Source organism: Pantoea agglomerans (assembly GCF_020149765.1).
GTDB classification, from domain to species: domain Bacteria; phylum Pseudomonadota; class Gammaproteobacteria; order Enterobacterales; family Enterobacteriaceae; genus Pantoea; species Pantoea alvi.
Map to the genome: position 1 here is coordinate 4,014,297 of NZ_CP083809.1, position 17,362 is coordinate 4,031,658.

A 17,362-nucleotide genomic window follows, 5' to 3' on the forward strand; every position below is an offset into this window, starting at 1 on the left:
GGGCCGATGATTCGGCCCTGAGGGTTTAGTTGATGCGCGCGCCGGAACCGCCCTCTTCCAGCGGTTCGTCGGGATCGGCAGGCAGTACGATATAGACCCCTTCAAACACCGCCCCCGGCTCTTCATTGCCAAACAGCTCGACCTCAAGACGCACGCGCGCTTTTCGGCCACGCGCCAGCCGATCCAGATCGCCGCTCATCGAGCCGATATCGGCAATTGCACCCGGACGTCCGGCGATCGGTTTGCTGTAGCGAATATGGGCGTCCGCGAGAATGATGGTGCCGCCAAGGTGGCGCTCGCGCAGCAGCAGCCAGATCAATCCCCAGCCGGTGAGCGTCGCCAGCGAGAAGAGGCTGCCAGCGAACAGCGTGTGGTGCGGGTTCTGGTTGCCGGTTTCCGGCATGGTGGTGATAAATTTCTGCCCGGTAAACTGCAAAATGCGCACGCCCATCTTCTCGCTGAGCGGGATATTGTCATACCAGGCCTGCTGCAGCTGCCCGCACCAGTCGGCGCGGTGCAGAATATCGTCCAGCGTGACCACCGGCTTAATCATCAGGAAGTGGCGCACCGGCGTAGTCTGCGGCGCGGTGATCTCTCCCTGATTGAGATAGCCCAGCTTGGCGAAGAACTCGACCGCGTCTTCCCGCGCGGCGCAGGTCACGCGCTTCACGCCCTCCTGCCGCGCCACCGATTCCAGCGTCATCGCCACCAGCGTGCCCAGCCCTTTGCCCTGAACCGACGGATGGACGGCGAGGAAGCGAATCGACGCTTCATTGTCGGCGTTGATATAGAGACGTCCGGCGGCCACCGGCTGGCCATGCTCGTCCACCACCATCTGATGATGCGCCAGCGCGTCCCAGCCGTCCCGCTCCGAGCCCTGCGGCTGGCGCAGCGGCTTGCGTAGCATTTCCCAGCGGAACTGGTAGTACATATCCAGCTCTTCCGCAGTTTGCGGTACCCGAAGATGATACATAAAGTGGTTCTCTCGTTCAGAGCTTGCGTGGCCGATCCCGTGCCGCTCGGCTGCCAGACTCACACCTGCAACCAGAAGGTCACAGGACCATCGTTGACCAGCGCGACCTGCATATCGGCGGCGAAGCGTCCGTTGGCGGTGGTTACGCCCTGGCGACGGCAGCAGTCGCTGAAATATTCATACAGGCGGTTCGCCTCGGCGGGCGCCGCGCCGCCGGAAAAAGAGGGGCGCATCCCTTTTTGCGTATCCGCCGCCAGCGTAAACTGCGACACCACCAGCACGCTGCCGCCCGCCTGCTGGACGTTCAGGTTCATTTTTCCCTGCTCGTCGCTGAAAATACGGTAGCCCAGCACCTTCTCCGCCAGGCGCTCGGCGCGCTTTTCGTCATCCCCTTTTTCTACTCCCAGCAGAACCAGCAAGCCAGAGCCAATTTCACCCACCACCGCGCGATCCACGCTGACGCTGGCATTAAGCACTCGTTGAATCAACGCAATCATGCAACCTCTCGTTCTTTTTCGCTTTCCTGCTGTTTTAAGTGGCGATAGTCGCCCAGCGTCGCGGTGATTTCCGCGCCTAACAACACAATACACCAGGTCCAGTAGACCCAGAGAAACAGGATAGGAATAACCGCCAGCACGCCATAAATCAGCTGGTATGAAGGAAACATCGTAACATAGAGAGCAAAGCCTTTTTTACCCAGCTCGAACAGCGCGCCCGCCACCAGCGCGCCGATCAGGGCGTCGCGCGACGGCACGCTGCGCGTCGGCACTATGCTGTAAAGGAGCCAGAACGCGAACCAGGAGAGCAGCAGCGGAAAGACGCGCAGCACCTGATCGATAATGCCGTAAACGCCGCTGGCGCTTATCCAGCGCAGCGACAGCAGATAAGAGCTGATCGCCAGGCTGGCACCGGCCAGCAGCGGCCCCAGCGTCAGGATCATCCAGTAGACGGCGAAAGAGTAAACCAGCGGCCGCTTTTTATGGCTGCGCCAGATGGTGTTGAGCGCGGTATCAACCGAATGCATCAACAGCAGCGCGGTAACGATCAGTCCTATCGCCCCCAGCGCCGTCATGCGGTGCACGTTGGCGACGAACTGATCCAGATAGCGCTCCACGACGTTGCCGGTCGCCGGCACGAAATTGGTAAAGATAAAGTTTTTCAGCTGAACGCTGACTTCTGAAAAGACCGGAAACGCAGAGAACAGCGCGAACACCACGGCGATCAGCGGCACCAGCGCCAGCAACGAAACAAAGGCCAGGTTACCGGCCTGCGTCGTCATATTGTCGTCGTCGATGCGTTTCCACAGCAGCCTGATCCACAGCCAGAGCGCGTGGCAGGTCGAAATAACAGGGCGCGACCTCATCATTCAGCGGTGGCTTGCCAGCCAGGTCGGCACGGTTTTGCTGTCGGTCACCAGTACGCTTCTGATGCCCAGCGCCTCAGCACCGGCAATATTATCGGCGTTGTCGTCAAAGAAAACCGCCTGGTCGGCGCGGTAGCCCTCTTGCTGCAGCACATGTTCAAAGATGCGCGGCTCAGGCTTGCGCATGCCCAGCTCTTGCGAGAGATAGATGGCGTCTGCCGCGGCGCGCACTTCCGGATACTGCGTCGGCCAGAACTCCGTATGCAACTTATTGGTGTTGGAGAGGATTACCACGCGATGCCCGTCGGCGCGCAGCTGGTTCATCAGCGCCAGCGTATCGGCGCGTGCGCCCATAAATACCGCCTGCCAGCCCGCCACAAACTGTTCGTAGCTCAGCGCGATGTCGAGTCGCTCGCACAGCTCCGCAGCGAAATGTTCGTCGCTGATTTCGCCGCGCTCGTGCTGCTCAAACGCCTCGTCCATCTGAAAGCGACTCTGCAACATCGCCAGCGGTACGCGGCCGAGGTCACTCCAGACGCCCAGTACGCGGTTAAAATCGATATCAACAATCACATTGCCTAAATCAAAAATGTACAACATGTCGTTACTCCTCTGGTTCCCTGGATCATTCACTCTAGCGGCAAAACCAGGGGCTGAACAGGTAACAGGCAGGAGAAAAATCCGTTATGGAAGATGACGCATAGGGGTTTAGCGCGCGCAGGCGGCAGGCTGGGCTGTTACGGCGGGATAGCGCGAATCAGAATGGCGGCAGAAATAAAAAAGCCCCGCTGAACGGGGCTTTTTATCAGAGCAAAACGTCTTACTCTTTCGGACCACGCGACGCGCGTTTGCGGTCGTTTTCGGTCAGGTGACGCTTACGGATACGGACCGACTGCGGCGTAACTTCAACCAGCTCGTCGTCATCGATGAATTCGATGGCCTGCTCAAGGGTCATCTTCACCGGCGGCACCAGCGTCGTCGCTTCATCCGTACCGGAAGCACGCATGTTGGTCAGCTTCTTACCGGTCAGGCAGTTAACGGTCAGGTCGTTGGAGCGGCTGTGAATACCGATGATCTGGCCTTCATAGACTTCCGCACCGTGGCCCAGGAAGAGCTTGCCGCGATCCTGCAGACCGAACAGGGCGAAGGCAACCGCTTTACCCTGGCCGTTAGAGATCAGCACGCCGTTCTGACGCTGGCCCACTTCGCCCGGACGGATGTCGTCGTAGTGGCTGAAGGTGGAATAGAGCAGACCGGTACCTGAAGTCATGGTCATGAATTCGTTACGGAAGCCGATCAGACCACGGCTCGGGATAACGTAGTCAAGACGTACGCGGCCTTTGCCATCTGGATCCATGTTTTTCAGATCGCCTTTACGCTCGCCCATGGCTTGCATAACCGCGCCCTGGTTGTTCTCTTCGATATCCAGCGTAACGTTCTCGAACGGCTCTTGTTTACGGCCGTCGATTTCACGGAAGATAACTTTCGGACGAGATACCGCCAGCTCGAAGCCTTCGCGACGCATGTTTTCGATCAGCACCGACAGGTGCAGTTCGCCACGGCCCGATACGCGGAACGCGTCTGCGTCTTCGGTTTCTTCAACGCGCAGCGCAACGTTGTGCACCAGCTCTTTGTTCAGGCGCTCAAGGATCTGACGTGAGGTCACATACTTGCCTTCCTGACCGCAGAACGGCGAGGTGTTAACGTTGAAGAACATGGTCACGGTCGGTTCGTCGACGCTCAGCGCCGGCAGCGCCTCTACGTTCTGCGGGTCGCAGATGGTATCGGAGATATTCAGCTCGCCCAGACCGGTGATCGCAACGATGTCGCCCGCTTCCGCCAGGTCGGTATCGATACGCTCCAGGCCCAGGTGGCCCAGCACTTTACCGACTTTACCGTTGCGCGTTTTGCCTTCGCTGTCGATAACGGTAACCTGCTGGTTCGGCTTGATTTTGCCGCGCTTGATGCGGCCGATGCCGATCACGCCCAGATAGTTGTTGTAGTCCAGCTGCGAAATCTGCATCTGCAGCGGCGCGTCAACTTCAACCTGCGGCGGAGAAACGTGCTCAACGATCGCCTGGTACAGCGGGGTCATATCTTCAGCCATGTCGGTGTGATCCAGACCGGCGATGCCCTGCAGCGCAGACGCGTAAATAATTGGGAAATCAAGCTGCTCGTCGGTAGCGTCCAGGTTGACGAACAGGTCGAACACCTGGTCTACAACCCAGTCAGGACGCGCGCCCGGACGGTCAATCTTGTTGATAACAACAATCGGCTTCAAACCATGGGCAAAGGCTTTTTTGGTCACGAAGCGAGTTTGCGGCATAGGGCCATCCATCGCATCGACAACCAGCAGCACCGAATCAACCATGGACATGACGCGCTCTACCTCGCCACCAAAGTCGGCGTGTCCCGGGGTATCAACGATGTTGATACGGTAGTCATTCCATTTGATAGCGGTGTTTTTAGCGAGGATGGTAATTCCACGCTCTTTCTCCAAATCGTTGGAGTCCATCACACGCTCAGTCGCTTCGGTACGCGCGTCAAAGGTACCGGACTGTTGCAGCAGCTTATCAACCAGGGTGGTCTTACCATGGTCTACGTGCGCGATGATGGCGATGTTACGCAAATTTTCGATCACAACTTTGCCTCAGGCATTAGAAATAGCGCGCTATTGTACACGGATTAAGCGGGATACTGAACACGATCACACTTTTCACCTGAAGTTTATTGCAATGGCGGAAATTTGCGCTGGATGCGGTGCAGTTAATGCACTAAGTTGGGGGTTTGCACTCTTTTGGTGCTTATGAAATGCACTGAAGCACGTTTTTGGTGCAAAGTTACCAGCCTGGTGCAGCGCGCTGGCAACAAAAGGGTGCGCGCAGGCGGGATTTAGCCTTGTTAAAGAAAGTTGGCACAGAATTCGCTTTATCTCTTTCAAGCGAAAACAGCAGTTGCACGACAGTTGCAGAGCTTGCCGAGATCGGTTGGTTGGGAATGGCGGTCAGACACAGTAGGTTCAGACGACGCAGCCACTCGCCACGATGATAATGACCCTTTCCAGGAGAGTTGAGTATGTCCGCTGAACACGTTCTCTCGATGATGAACGAGCATGAAGTTAAGTTTGTTGACCTGCGTTTTACCGATACCAAAGGTAAAGAACAGCACGTTACTATCCCTGCTCACCAGGTTAACGCTGACTTCTTCGAAGAAGGCAAAATGTTTGACGGCTCCTCTATCGGCGGCTGGAAAGGCATTAACGAATCAGACATGGTGCTGATGCCGGACGCGACGACCGCCGTTCTGGATCCGTTCTTCGAAGACCCGACGCTGATCATCCGTTGTGACATCCTCGAGCCGGGCACCATGCAGGGCTACGATCGCGACCCGCGCTCCATCGCCAAACGCGCTGAAGAGTATCTGCGCGCGTCCGGCATCGCCGACACCGTGCTGTTTGGGCCAGAGCCGGAATTCTTCCTGTTCGACGACATTCGTTTCGGTTCCTCTACCTCCGGCTCGCACGTTGCTATCGACGATATCGAAGCGGCCTGGAACACCGGTAAAGAGTACGAAGGCGGCAACAAAGGCCACCGTCCGGGCCTGAAAGGCGGCTATTTCCCGGTTCCGCCGGTAGACTCCTCGCAGGACATCCGTTCTGCTATGTGTCTGACCATGGAGCAGATGGGCCTGGTGGTTGAAGCACATCACCACGAAGTCGCAACCGCTGGTCAGAACGAAGTGGCAACCCGCTTCAACACCATGACCAAGAAAGCAGACGAAATTCAGATCTACAAATATGTGGTGCACAACGTCGCGCACGCCTACGGCAAAACGGCGACCTTTATGCCGAAGCCGATGTTCGGCGATAACGGCTCTGGTATGCACTGCCACATGTCGCTCTCTAAAGGCGGCGTGAACCTGTTCGCAGGCGACAAATACGGCGGCCTGTCTGAAACCGCGCTGTTCTACATCGGCGGCATCATCAAACACGCAAAAGCAATCAACGCCCTGGCGAACCCGACCACCAACTCCTACAAGCGTCTGGTGCCGGGCTACGAAGCGCCGGTTATGCTGGCCTACTCTGCCCGTAACCGTTCTGCCTCTATCCGTATCCCGGTTGTTGCCAGCCCTAAAGCACGTCGTATCGAAGCGCGCTTCCCGGATCCGGCCGCTAACCCGTACCTGGCGTTCACCGCTCTGCTGATGGCTGGCCTGGACGGCGTGATCAATAAGATCCACCCGGGCGATGCAATGGACAAAAACCTGTACGATCTGCCGCCGGAAGAAGAAGCGGAGATTCCAAAAGTTGCCGGTTCTCTGGAAGAGGCGCTGAACGCCCTGAACGAAGACCGCGAGTTCCTGACCCGCGGCGGCGTGTTCACCGACGACGCCATCGATGCCTACATCGAACTGCGTAAAGTTGAAAACGACCGCGTTCGCATGACGCCGCATCCGGTTGAGTTCGAACTCTACTACAGCGTTTAATCTTTAATTCTGCACCGGTCGCGTTGCCGTCTCTGGCGGCAACAGGATAGATCCCGAGGCTGCTAACGCAGCGGCGACGCGCAAGGCGCAGAAGATTTTTGTTGCCGTGGAAACTTTAGCCCATCTCCGGATGGGCTTTTTTCGCCGCGAAATCATCGTTCAGCCGTCTGGAAACAGGCGCGGAAGAGTATAATGCACTAAATTAGTGCAGAGGAACGCTGTATGGCAACTGGCTCCTTGCCCGACGCGGGGCAAATTCTCAACTCCCTGATAAACAGTGTTCTGCTGGTAGATGACGATCTGGTCATCCACTACGCCAATCCGGCGGCGCAGCAGTTACTGGCGCAAAGCTCACGCAAACTGTTCGGCACGCCGCTGCCCGATCTGACCGGCTATTTTTCGCTGAATATCGAGGTGATGCGCGAGAGTCTGGGTGCTGGCCAGGGTTTTACCGACAGCGAAGTGACGCTGGTGGTTGACGGCCGCGCGCATGTGATGGCGCTGACGGCGCAACGGCTGCCGGACGGGTTTATTCTGCTGGAGATGGCGCCGATGGATAACCAGCGCCGCCTTAGCCAGGAGCAGCTTCAGCATGCGCAGCAGGTCGCAGCGCGCGATCTGGTGCGGGGGCTCGCTCACGAAATTAAAAATCCGCTGGGTGGACTTCGCGGCGCGGCGCAGCTGCTGTCGCGCGCCCTGCCCGATCCGTCGCTGAACGAATATACCAAAGTGATTATCGAGCAGGCTGACCGCCTGCGTAATCTGGTGGACCGCCTGCTCGGCCCGCAACAGCCAGGCATGCATATCACGCAGAGCATTCACCAGGTGGCGGAGCGAGTAGTCAATCTGGTGTCGATGGAGCTGCCGGAGAATGTCGCGCTAGTGCGTGATTACGATCCCAGCCTGCCGGAGCTGCCGCACGACCCCGATCAGATTGAGCAGGTATTGCTGAACGTGGTACGCAACGCGCTGCAGGCGCTGGGCGACGAGGGCGGCACCATTATTTTACGCACTCGCACCGCCTTCCAGCTTACGCTGCACGGCACGCGCTATCGGCTGGTGGCGCGTATCGACGTTGAGGATGACGGCCCCGGTATTCCGGCTCAGCTGCAGGATACGCTGTTCTATCCGATGGTGAGCGGACGCGAAGGCGGCACCGGCCTGGGTCTCTCTATCGCCCGTAGCCTGATTGATCAGCATTCAGGAAAAATTGAATTCAATAGTTGGCCTGGACACACCGAATTTTCGGTTTATCTGCCTATTCGCCAGTGAGGTTTCTATGCAACGAGGGATAGTCTGGATCGTCGATGACGATAGCTCCATCCGCTGGGTGCTTGAACGCGCGCTTACTGGAGCCGGGTTAAGCTGCGCCACTTTCGACAGCGGCAATGAGGTGCTGGACGCGCTCTCGAGCAAAACCCCAGACGTTTTACTGTCAGATATTCGCATGCCGGGCATGGATGGGCTGGCGCTGCTGAAACAGATTAAACAGCGTCATCCGATGCTTCCGGTCATCATTATGACGGCGCATTCCGACCTGGACGCGGCCGTCAGCGCTTATCAGCAAGGGGCGTTCGACTATCTGCCCAAGCCTTTCGATATTGATGAAGCGGTAGCGCTGGTCGAGCGCGCCATCAGCCACTATCAGGAGCAGCAGCAGCCGCGTAATCAGCCGGTCAGCGGCCCAACCACCGATATCATCGGCGAAGCGCCGGCAATGCAGGATGTGTTCCGCATTATTGGCCGTTTGTCGCGCTCGTCGATCAGCGTGCTGATCAACGGCGAATCGGGCACCGGGAAAGAGCTGGTCGCGCACGCGCTGCATCGTCACAGCCCGCGCGCCAAAGCGCCTTTTATCGCGCTTAATATGGCGGCCATCCCAAAAGATCTGATCGAGTCAGAGCTGTTTGGCCATGAAAAAGGGGCCTTTACCGGCGCGAATCAGATTCGTCAGGGGCGTTTCGAGCAGGCGGACGGCGGCACGCTGTTTCTGGATGAGATCGGCGATATGCCGCTCGACGTGCAGACGCGCCTGCTGCGCGTGCTGGCCGACGGACAGTTTTACCGCGTCGGCGGCTATGCGCCGGTCAAAGTCGACGTGCGCATTATTGCGGCGACGCATCAGAATCTCGAGCTGCGGGTGCAGGAAGGCAAATTCCGCGAGGATCTATTCCATCGTCTGAACGTGATCCGCGTGCATCTGCCGCCGCTGCGCGAGCGCCGTGAGGATATTCCTCGCCTGGCGCGCTACTTCCTGCAGGTGGCGGCCCGCGAGCTGGGCGTCGAGGCGAAAATCCTCCATCCGGAAACCGAAGCGGCGCTGACCCGACTGCACTGGTCCGGCAACGTGCGGCAGCTGGAGAACACCTGTCGCTGGCTGACGGTGATGGCGGCCGGTCAGGAGGTGCTGATTCAGGATCTGCCGCCTGAACTCTTTGAGTCCAGCACGCCGGAAAATCCGGTGCAGTCGCTGCCGGACAGCTGGGCGACCCTGCTGGCGCAGTGGGCCGACCGCGCGCTGCGTTCCGGTCATCAAAACTTGCTCTCTGAAGCGCAGCCGGAGATGGAGCGTACGCTGCTGACTACCGCCCTGCGTCATACGCAGGGACACAAGCAGGAAGCGGCAAGGCTGCTGGGCTGGGGACGTAATACCCTCACGCGCAAGCTGAAAGAGCTGGGCATGGAGTAACAGGCGATCGGTCAGGGCGACCTTTACATGAAGCGTCGCCTTGCCCCGCTTTACATGCCGATGCCGTTCAGTATCATACGGGCGGCTATCGGGAGATGAACGATGACAGATGCCTTTCTTCACATGATTTCGCAAAATGCCGCCGCGATCGGCAGCGCCCTCGGCCACTCGCCGCAGGCTGCCTTCGCGACCGTGCTGTGCGCAATTATGGTCACCCTGTTTAACTGAACACCGCGCCAGCGCGTTTTCGCCTAAATCACGCGTGAAAACTGCTGCTGGTGCGCCTTCTGGCGCAGATAAACGTCAAAGCACATACAGATGTTGCGGATCAGCAAACGGCCTGCGCCGGTAACCTGCAAACCGCCCGCGCGCCGCTCCACCAGCCCATCGTCGACCAGCGGCTGCAGCAGGGCTAAATCCTCCGCGAAATAGTCGCAGAAGCGAATCCCGTGCTGCGCTTCGATAGCGCTGAAATCGAGCGAGAAGTTGCAAATAAGCGTCTTGATCACGTCGCGACGCAGGCAATCGTCTGCGGTAAGCGCGACGCCGCGCCAGAGCGCCTCGCCGCGCGTCGCCACCGCGTCGTACCAGCGGTTTAGCTCTTTCTCGTTCTGCGCGTAACTGTCGCCGATCATGCTGATGGCGGAGACGCCGAGCCCCAGCAGATCGCTGTCGCCCTGCGTGGTATAGCCCTGGAAGTTGCGATGCAGCAGCCCGGCGCGCTGCGCCTGAGCCAGTTCGTCCTGCGGCTTCGCAAAGTGATCCATGCCGATAAATTCATAGCCCTGCTGCGTCAGCGTCGCGATGGTCTGCTGCAAGATTTGCAGCTTCTGCTGCGCCGACGGCAGCTCCTGCTCTTTGATTTTACGCTGCGCCGCAAACAGCGCCGGCAGATGTGCGTAGTTGAACACGCTCATGCGGTCTGGATTAAGCGCTATCACCCGCTGCAGCGTATACGCGAAGCTCTCCGGCGTTTGCAGCGGCAACCCGTAGATAAGATCGATGCTGGTAGAGTGAAATCCCTGCTCGCGCGCCCGCGCCATCAGCGCAAAGATCGCCTCTTCATCCTGAACGCGATTCACCCGCTCCTGCACCGCTTTATTAAAGTCCTGCACGCCCATACTCAGCCGGTTAAAGCCGAGCTGACGCAGGTGCGAGATGGTATCGGGATCGATTTCGCGCGGATCGACCTCGATCGACATCTCCAGATCCTCCGCCAGGCTGAAGTGATCCCTTAGCAATGCCACCAGCCGTGAAAGCTGGTCATGGTTGAGAAACGTCGGCGTGCCGCCGCCCCAGTGCAGCTGCGTGACGCGTCGATCGCGGAACAGCGGCGCGCGCTGCCGAATCTCCTGCGCCAGCGCGTCGAGATAGCGGTCTGCTTTGTGCAGCTGACGCGTTACAATCTTATTGCAGCCGCAGAAATAGCAGAGCTTATGGCAGAACGGGATATGCACGTAGAGCGACAGCGGGCGCTCCGGATAGCGCGCCACGGCACGCTGAAAATCCGCCTCGCCGTAGCTGTCGCTGAATTCAAGCGCAGTGGGGTATGAGGTATAGCGCGGACCGGCGTAGTTGTACTTTTCAATAAGCCGCTGGTCCCAGGAGACAGGTTGCAAAGACATGCTTACTCCTTCCGGTGACGTCTGAGAGAAGGTCGCGATGCAGAAGAGAGGAAAGGTGGGCGGCACTGAACCCGACGTAAACGAGACTTCAGACGCGACAGGCGGCGTAGTTTAGCCAATAACCAGATGAGATAACATGTCAGCAGCAGCGCTAAAATTGATCCAGGCCAAAACATAACGATTTACCTGTCTGGCGCGGCATGCGCCGGAACGCATGCCGATCAAAAAACTCAGTTGCCTTTCAGCAGGCGATACATATCTTCTTCTGCCTGCTCGTCGTCCGCCTCATCATCCATGTTGATGCCGAGCTGCTCCATCAGTTCATCGATGCGGTCCAGGGTTTCATCCAGCCAGGCCTGCTCTTCCGCTGACAGCGTATCGCCGCTCTCCATGCGATCCAGCAGCGCGTCGAGACGCTCGCTGTTTTCCAGCTGTGCCAGTTCCTCTTCCGGGCTAAGGCGCACTTTTTTCGCAGCCGGCTTCGCCGCTTTTTTTACCGGCGAGCTTACCGTTGCGCCATCCGCCACCAGCGGGATCGGCTTTTTACTGCCGATGCGCGGATCTTTGGCTTTGCTGCCCTGGCCAGATTTTTCTGCGCTGGCAGCAGGATTGGCGCGGCTGCCAGATGCGTTGCCGCGATGCTTTTTGTCACGCTTGCGATCGCGTGCGGCCGCATTGAGTTCTTCGCGCGATTTGCGCTTTGTTTTGCTTGCCGGTTTAGCGTGCGCGCCGCGTACAGGTTGCTTCATGATGTTAGGTCTCACTGTTTTAATCAGTATCAGTATAACCCTCTCACTCCTGACGCTACTTTTTTGTCGGCGATGCGCACCTTAATGTACGTATCCTCTTCTCAAGCTCGTCTGACACTAGAGGGAACAGAATTGCGGCGAAATCTAGCAGAAAGCGGACAAAGAAAAAAGGCGACAGCCTAATGCTGTCGCCTTATTTCGCACCTTCCGCAGAAGGAATCATATTTTTAATCCCTTTTGGCTCGCAACGTCCCGGTCGATCCCGCGCCTGCTCAACTCCTGAGCGAATCCCTGTCCCTGTCCGGTCTGCTATCCCTGACCGTATCCTTTCCTTTGCTCGCGGTCGTCCCGACGCTCCTGAGCACATCATCCTGATGGGTGCTGCCCTGCACTGCCCAATAATGTAGACCAACCTGCGGAACCCACAACCTGACATCTGCGTTATTTGCGCATTTAAACGGCTCCATATCTTCAAGCCATTGATTATAATGATTTTAAATTTTCAAATTTTTTAATAAAAGCAGTAATCACTGGCAGCTTTTATAGCTGATATCTTACAAAAGCCAGCCGATCGATGCTGTCGGGCACTTTTGCGCCATAACGCGTATAATCAGCGCCAATGCCCGCATTCGTCTCTGGAGTTAAACTTTGTCTGCACTGAATTATCACGTTACCCACTTTATCCTCAGCGCCCCCGATATCCGTCATTTGCCAGCCGATACCGGTATTGAGGTCGCCTTCGCCGGGCGCTCTAATGCGGGTAAATCCAGCGCGCTGAACACGCTGACTAACCAAAAAAGCCTGGCGCGCACCAGTAAAACCCCAGGGCGCACCCAGCTGATCAACCTGTTTGAAGTCGCTGACGGCAAACGCCTGGTGGATTTGCCCGGCTACGGCTATGCCGAAGTACCGGAAGAGATGAAGCGCAAATGGCAGCGCGCGCTGGGTGAATATCTGCAGAAGCGCGAAGCGCTAAAAGGCCTGGTGGTACTGATGGATATCCGTCATCCGTTAAAAGATCTCGACCAGCAGATGATCCAGTGGGCGGTAGAGAGCGGCATCCCGGTGATGGTGCTGCTGACGAAGGCGGATAAGCTCGCCTCCGGCGCGCGCAAGGCGCAGCTCAATATGGTGCGCGAAGCTGCATTGGCCTTTATGGGCGATGTGCAGGTGGAGATGTTCTCCTCCCTGAAAAAGATGGGCGTCGACAAGCTGCGTCAGAAACTGGATATCTGGTTTAACGAACTGGCGCCTGCGCAGGACGACTCCGCTGAGGCGTAAGGCATCGGCAGGTCTGGCAAAAGCCCAATAAAAAACGCCCCAGTCATAAATGACTGGGGCGGCTAATATTCAGCCAAATCCGATTACGTGAAGTAAAAGGTCTGAAAGATAGAACATCTTACCTCTGTACCCTACGCCTCGAACTTTACCTGATTTTTTCTGACGGACAAAGGGTTTTTTGTAGTTAGCTTTCATCAAACGACATGATTTTTCATGTGTTCGTCACAAAAATCGCTTCTGACTGTAGTTTAATTACCAAAAAAATGCTTAACCGAGAAGCAGTTAGAAACTGCGCGCTTTTCTCTCACGCTGAATCGGTTAAACAAACTTTTTTCTTATATCCAGATCGGGCTGGAGACGAAGATTAGTCGCCAGCCTGAGCGATCTCAATCAGTGCGCCTCATCCCAGTTTTCGCCGACGCCAACCTCAACCTGCAGCGGTACGTCCAGCTTCATGCTGCCTTCCATCAGCGCGCGGATCTGCTGGCTGGCGGACTCCACCGCATCGCCCTGCACTTCAAACACCAGTTCATCGTGCACCTGCATGATCATTCTGACCGCGCCGTCGTTGCTCTGCTGCAGCCAGTCGTCCACCGCAATCATTGCGCGCTTAATGATATCCGCCGCCGTGCCCTGCATTGGCGCGTTGATAGCCGCGCGTTCAGCGGCTTTACGTCGGATAGCGTTGCTGGACTTAATGTCCGGCAGCCACAGGCGCCGCCCGTCCAGCGTTTCAACATAGCCTTTGCTGGCCGCCAGCTCGCGCGTGTTTTCCATGTAGCGCAGCACGCCGGGATAGCGTTCAAAATAGAGATCCATATAGCGCTTCGCTTCGCCCGCGCCGATATTGAGCTGGCGCGACAGGCCAAAGGCGCTCATGCCGTAAATCAGGCCGAAGTTGATCGCCTTAGCGCTGCGGCGCTGTTCGCCGCTTACCTTATCCAGCGCAACGCCAAAGACTTCTGCGGCGGTCGCGCGGTGAATGTCTTCACCGTGCGCGAAGGCGTCCAGCAGCCCCTTGTCCTGCGACAGATGCGCCATGATGCGCAGCTCGATTTGCGAGTAGTCCGCCGCGACGATGCGGTTGCCTTTGCCAGCGATAAACGCCTGACGGATGCGGCGGCCCTCGTCATTGCGCACCGGAATGTTCTGTAGATTAGGATCGGTAGAGGAGAGTCGACCTGTTGCAGTGACCGCCTGGTGATAGGAGGTATGGACACGGCCGGTAAGCGGGTTGATCATCTGCGGCAGCTTATCGGTGTAGGTAGACTTGAGCTTCGACAGGCCGCGATGTTCGAGAATGACTTTCGGCAGCGGGTAATCGAGCGCCAGCTCGGCCAGCACCTCTTCGCTGGTAGAAGGCGCGCCGCCCGGCGTTTTCTTGGTCGGCTTGATGCCCTGCTTTTCAAACAGAATGGTCTGCAGCTGCTTGGTAGAGGAGAGATTAAAAGGCTCGCCCGCCAGCTCATGCGCCTTCTGCTCCAGCTCCGCCAGCCTGAGCGTCAGCTCTTTGGAGTGCTGCGCCAGGATGTTCTGATCGATAAGCACGCCGTTACGTTCGATGCGTGAGATCACCGTAACCAGCGGCATTTCAATTTCTTCAAAGACGTGCTTCGGCCCCGCCTCTTTTTCCAGCTCCGCCCACATTTTCAGGTGCAGCTGTAGCGTGACGTCGGCATCTTCCGCCGCGTAGTGCGCCGCCTGCTCCAGCGCGATTTGGTTAAACGTCAGCTGGTTTTTCCCCTTGCCGGCGATCTCTTCGAATGTCACGGTTTTATGATTTAGCCAGCGCGCCGACAGGCTGTCCATATCGTGCTTGCCCACCACGCTGTTAAGAATATAGGACTCAAGCATGGTATCGAACTTAATGCCGGCCAGCTCGATATCGTAGTTTTTCAGAACGCCGCGGTCGTACTTCAGATTTTGACCCACCTTCAGCGCGCTGCCGTCCTCAAGGATCGGCTTGAGCTGCGCCAGCACTTCGCGGCGATCGAGCTGATCTGGCGCATCAAGATAGTCATGGCCTACCGGCAGATAGGCTGCCTCGCCCGGCGCGACGGCCAGCGCGATGCCGACGATGTTGGCGCTGAGGGTATCAAGCGAGTCGGTTTCAAGATCAAAAGCAAACAGATCGCTCTGTTTGAGCTTCTCCAGCCACGCGTCTAACGTCGCCTGATCGAGAATAGTAACGTAGCCGTCAGAGGCGAGCACGCTGGTCGCCTCTGGCTTAACAGGCGCCTCATCCGGCAGCGCCTGCTGCGCTTTCAGATTGCTCTTTTTGCCCTGCAGCCATTTGCCATCCTGCAGATCGGCCAGCCAGCGTTTAAATTCGTAACGGCTGAATAACGCCTGCAGAGCGGCGACGTCCGGCTCGGCAACCGTCAGCTCGCTGCAGCTAAGCTCAAGCTCGACATCGGTTTTAATGGTGGCAAGCTGATAAGAGAGGAAGGCGACCTCGCGGTTTTGCTCCAGCTTCGCCGCCATGGTTTTTGCACCACGAAAAGAAAGCTCTGCGACCTTATCCAGATTGTCATAAATCGACTGCATGCCGCCCAGTCCCTGCAGCAGCGCCTGCGCGGTTTTCTCACCAACGCCCGGCACGCCAGGAATGTTATCCGAGCTGTCACCCATCATCGCCAGAAAGTCGATAATCAGCGCTGGCGGCACGCCATACTTCTGCTCCACCTCTTCAGGGCCGAGAATGGTGTTGGTCATGGTGTTGATCAGGGTGATATTGGGCGTTACCAGCTGCGCCATATCTTTATCGCCGGTGCTGATAAGCACGGGACGGCCCTCTTTCTCCGCCTGCAGCGCCAGCGTACCGATTACGTCGTCCGCCTCGACGCCGCTTACCGCCAGCAGCGGCAGGCCCATCGCCTTCACCATTTCGTGCAGCGGCGCAGTTTGCGAGCGCAGATCGTCCGGCATCGGCGGGCGATGCGACTTGTAATGCTCGAACAGCTCATCCCTGAAGGTTTTGCCTTTGGCATCAAAGACCACGGCAACGTGGCTTGGATTATATTGCGCCAGCAGACTCTTCAGCATGTTCAGCACGCCATACATAGCGCCGGTAGGCTCGCCCGCGCTGTTAGTAAGCGGCGGAAACGCATGGTAAGCGCGGTAAAGGTAGGATGAGCCATCAACCAGAATCAGGGGATTTTCTGCAATTTGCGCCATAAGTCTGTGTAATCTTCGTTGCCAGGGATTGGACTATAAGGATGCCACAGCTTGAGCAGAATGTTGAACGCAGGGCGTCTGTGCTGCGATTTTTTCACGCTTTTCCAGCGTGGATCGCAAGGATCTTTCTGTGGATAACTTTGTGCGCAAAAATCATAACGTATTGCTGGCCGCGCTATAAAATGCCGGCTTGATTTATAAAGTCATTTTAAATCAGTAGCTTAATTTATTGCTGTGACAGGGTGTGCCTTTCTGCACAGGCAGTGGCTTATGTGGATATTAAATTAGAAAGGACGCAGATGGACTATTTTGCTAAATGATTTCAACTATAAAAAAACGCCGACAGTGTCGGCGTTTTCAGGCGTAAGACGCGTTTATTATTTCTGGCTGACCAGGAATTTCACCACGTTGGCGTAGTCCGCGACAAAGTTATCTTTGGAGCTGGTGTCGAGGCCGCCGTTGTTGACCATATATTTGCCGTTGATAAACATCGCCGGCACGCCGCGCAGATCGAGGTCAGAAGCGGCTTTTTGCTGCTGCGCAACCAGCGCTTTCACAGCAAAGCTGTTCCAGGCGGCGTCATATTCCTGTGAAGAAATGCCCGCCGCGTTAATAAAGGCGGCTTTCAGGCTCGCGGCATCGGTAATGGTCTGCGTTTTTTGAATGCCGTCGAAAAGCGGCGCGGTCACTTTATCCTCGACGCCCAGCGCCATTGCGACCGCCCATGCTTGCGTCACAACCGGACCGAAATCGCCGCCTAAAAAGTCGACGTGATAGCTAACCAGTTTGGTGTCAGCAGGCAGATTCTTTTTCACAGCCTCGCCAACATGGTAAATACGCTCGAACTGATAGCAGTGCGGGCAAAAGAAGGAGAAGAACTCCAGCACCTGCGGTTCGCCAGCAACCGGTTTCGGCAGGCTGACATATTGCTGACCATCGGTAAACTGGGCAGCAGAGGCGCTGAACGCCAGCATTAAACCAACCAGCGCAAACCAAATTTTCTTCATTGTGCAAAATTCT

The 17,362-nt window shown here is 57.1% G+C and carries 14 protein-coding genes; 5 read left to right on the plus strand and 9 right to left on the minus strand.

Going from position 1 to position 17,362, the window contains the following annotated elements; all coding sequences use genetic code 11:
- Window positions 1-25: 25 nt before the first annotated feature.
- The 5 genes from fabY to typA form a co-directional block, all read right to left on the minus strand.
- Window positions 26-973, minus strand: coding sequence for a fatty acid biosynthesis protein FabY (gene fabY / locus LB453_RS21815; RefSeq protein WP_103797566.1), 948 nt, complete (start codon window positions 971-973; stop codon window positions 26-28).
- Between the two features lie 59 nt (window positions 974-1,032).
- Window positions 1,033-1,470, minus strand: coding sequence for a D-aminoacyl-tRNA deacylase (gene dtd / locus LB453_RS21820; protein WP_103797565.1), 438 nt, complete (start codon window positions 1,468-1,470; stop codon window positions 1,033-1,035).
- Window positions 1,467-2,336, minus strand: coding sequence for a virulence factor BrkB family protein (locus LB453_RS21825; RefSeq protein ID WP_103797583.1), 870 nt, complete (start codon window positions 2,334-2,336; stop codon window positions 1,467-1,469). The genes dtd and LB453_RS21825 overlap by 4 nt, the downstream gene beginning before the upstream one ends.
- Window positions 2,337-2,339: 3 nt before the next feature.
- Window positions 2,340-2,936: a glucose-1-phosphatase gene (gene yihX / locus LB453_RS21830; protein WP_103797564.1), complete on the minus strand. Its 597-nt coding sequence runs from the start codon at window positions 2,934-2,936 to the stop codon at window positions 2,340-2,342.
- A gap of 220 nt (window positions 2,937-3,156) precedes the next feature.
- Window positions 3,157-4,977, minus strand: a complete 1,821-nt coding sequence (typA, locus tag LB453_RS21835; RefSeq protein ID WP_033792919.1) for a ribosome-dependent GTPase TypA — start codon at window positions 4,975-4,977, stop codon at window positions 3,157-3,159.
- Between the two features lie 434 nt (window positions 4,978-5,411).
- Between typA and glnA the strand changes: the two genes are divergently transcribed.
- The 4 genes from glnA to LB453_RS21855 all read left to right on the plus strand — a co-directional run bounded on the left by glnA (window position 5,412) and on the right by LB453_RS21855 (window position 9,738).
- Window positions 5,412-6,821, plus strand: coding sequence for a glutamate--ammonia ligase (gene glnA / locus LB453_RS21840; RefSeq protein ID WP_103797562.1), 1,410 nt, complete (start codon window positions 5,412-5,414; stop codon window positions 6,819-6,821).
- A gap of 222 nt (window positions 6,822-7,043) precedes the next feature.
- Window positions 7,044-8,093, plus strand: a complete 1,050-nt coding sequence (gene glnL, locus LB453_RS21845; RefSeq protein WP_103797561.1) for a nitrogen regulation protein NR(II) — start codon at window positions 7,044-7,046, stop codon at window positions 8,091-8,093.
- A 7-nt stretch (window positions 8,094-8,100) separates the two neighbouring features.
- Window positions 8,101-9,510, plus strand: a complete 1,410-nt coding sequence (glnG, locus tag LB453_RS21850; RefSeq protein ID WP_103797560.1) for a nitrogen regulation protein NR(I) — start codon at window positions 8,101-8,103, stop codon at window positions 9,508-9,510.
- Between the two features lie 102 nt (window positions 9,511-9,612).
- The gene (locus LB453_RS21855) at window positions 9,613-9,738 is read left to right on the plus strand and encodes a YshB family small membrane protein (RefSeq protein WP_146053879.1); all 126 of its coding nucleotides are present in this window, start codon (window positions 9,613-9,615) and stop codon (window positions 9,736-9,738) included.
- Window positions 9,739-9,761: 23 nt separating this feature from the next.
- Here LB453_RS21855 and hemN read toward each other — a convergent pair whose 3' ends face one another.
- Window positions 9,762-11,135: an oxygen-independent coproporphyrinogen III oxidase gene (hemN, locus tag LB453_RS21860; RefSeq protein ID WP_103797559.1), complete on the minus strand. Its 1,374-nt coding sequence runs from the start codon at window positions 11,133-11,135 to the stop codon at window positions 9,762-9,764.
- Window positions 11,136-11,365: 230 nt separating this feature from the next.
- Window positions 11,366-11,884 carry a Der GTPase-activating protein YihI gene (yihI, locus tag LB453_RS21865; protein WP_103797582.1) on the minus strand — a complete coding sequence of 173 codons (519 nt, stop codon included), beginning with the start codon at window positions 11,882-11,884 and terminating at the stop codon, window positions 11,366-11,368.
- 648 nt (window positions 11,885-12,532) lie between these two features.
- Here yihI and yihA point away from each other — a divergent pair.
- Window positions 12,533-13,165, plus strand: a complete 633-nt coding sequence (gene yihA / locus LB453_RS21870; protein ID WP_103797557.1) for a ribosome biogenesis GTP-binding protein YihA/YsxC — start codon at window positions 12,533-12,535, stop codon at window positions 13,163-13,165.
- Window positions 13,166-13,555: 390 nt separating this feature from the next.
- Here the strand turns inward: yihA and polA are convergent, their stop codons facing one another.
- Entirely contained in the window at window positions 13,556-16,342 is a 2,787-nt protein-coding gene (polA, locus tag LB453_RS21875) for a DNA polymerase I (RefSeq protein WP_103797556.1), read from the minus strand.
- Window positions 16,343-16,719: 377 nt separating this feature from the next.
- On the minus strand, window positions 16,720-17,349 hold the full coding sequence (dsbA, locus tag LB453_RS21880; protein ID WP_103797555.1) for a thiol:disulfide interchange protein DsbA: 630 nt from the start codon (window positions 17,347-17,349) through the stop codon (window positions 16,720-16,722).
- Window positions 17,350-17,362: the final 13 nt, after the last annotated feature.

Excerpts from the sequence above, each read along its gene's own strand:
- fabY (WP_103797566.1), bottom strand. The coding sequence starts at position 973 with ATGTATCATCTTCGGGTACCGCAAACTGCGGAAGAGCTGGATATGTAC.
- dtd (WP_103797565.1), bottom strand. The coding sequence starts at position 1,470 with ATGATTGCGTTGATTCAACGAGTGCTTAATGCCAGCGTCAGCGTGGAT.
- LB453_RS21825 (WP_103797583.1), bottom strand. The coding sequence starts at position 2,336 with ATGAGGTCGCGCCCTGTTATTTCGACCTGCCACGCGCTCTGGCTGTGG.
- yihX (WP_103797564.1), bottom strand. The coding sequence starts at position 2,936 with ATGTTGTACATTTTTGATTTAGGCAATGTGATTGTTGATATCGATTTT.
- glnA (WP_103797562.1), top strand. The coding sequence starts at position 5,412 with ATGTCCGCTGAACACGTTCTCTCGATGATGAACGAGCATGAAGTTAAG.
- glnL (WP_103797561.1), top strand. The coding sequence starts at position 7,044 with ATGGCAACTGGCTCCTTGCCCGACGCGGGGCAAATTCTCAACTCCCTG.
- glnG (WP_103797560.1), top strand. The coding sequence starts at position 8,101 with ATGCAACGAGGGATAGTCTGGATCGTCGATGACGATAGCTCCATCCGC.
- LB453_RS21855 (WP_146053879.1), top strand. The coding sequence starts at position 9,613 with ATGACAGATGCCTTTCTTCACATGATTTCGCAAAATGCCGCCGCGATC.
- hemN (WP_103797559.1), bottom strand. The coding sequence starts at position 11,135 with ATGTCTTTGCAACCTGTCTCCTGGGACCAGCGGCTTATTGAAAAGTAC.
- yihI (WP_103797582.1), bottom strand. The coding sequence starts at position 11,884 with ATGAAGCAACCTGTACGCGGCGCGCACGCTAAACCGGCAAGCAAAACA.
- polA (WP_103797556.1), bottom strand. The coding sequence starts at position 16,342 with ATGGCGCAAATTGCAGAAAATCCCCTGATTCTGGTTGATGGCTCATCC.
- dsbA (WP_103797555.1), bottom strand. The coding sequence starts at position 17,349 with ATGAAGAAAATTTGGTTTGCGCTGGTTGGTTTAATGCTGGCGTTCAGC.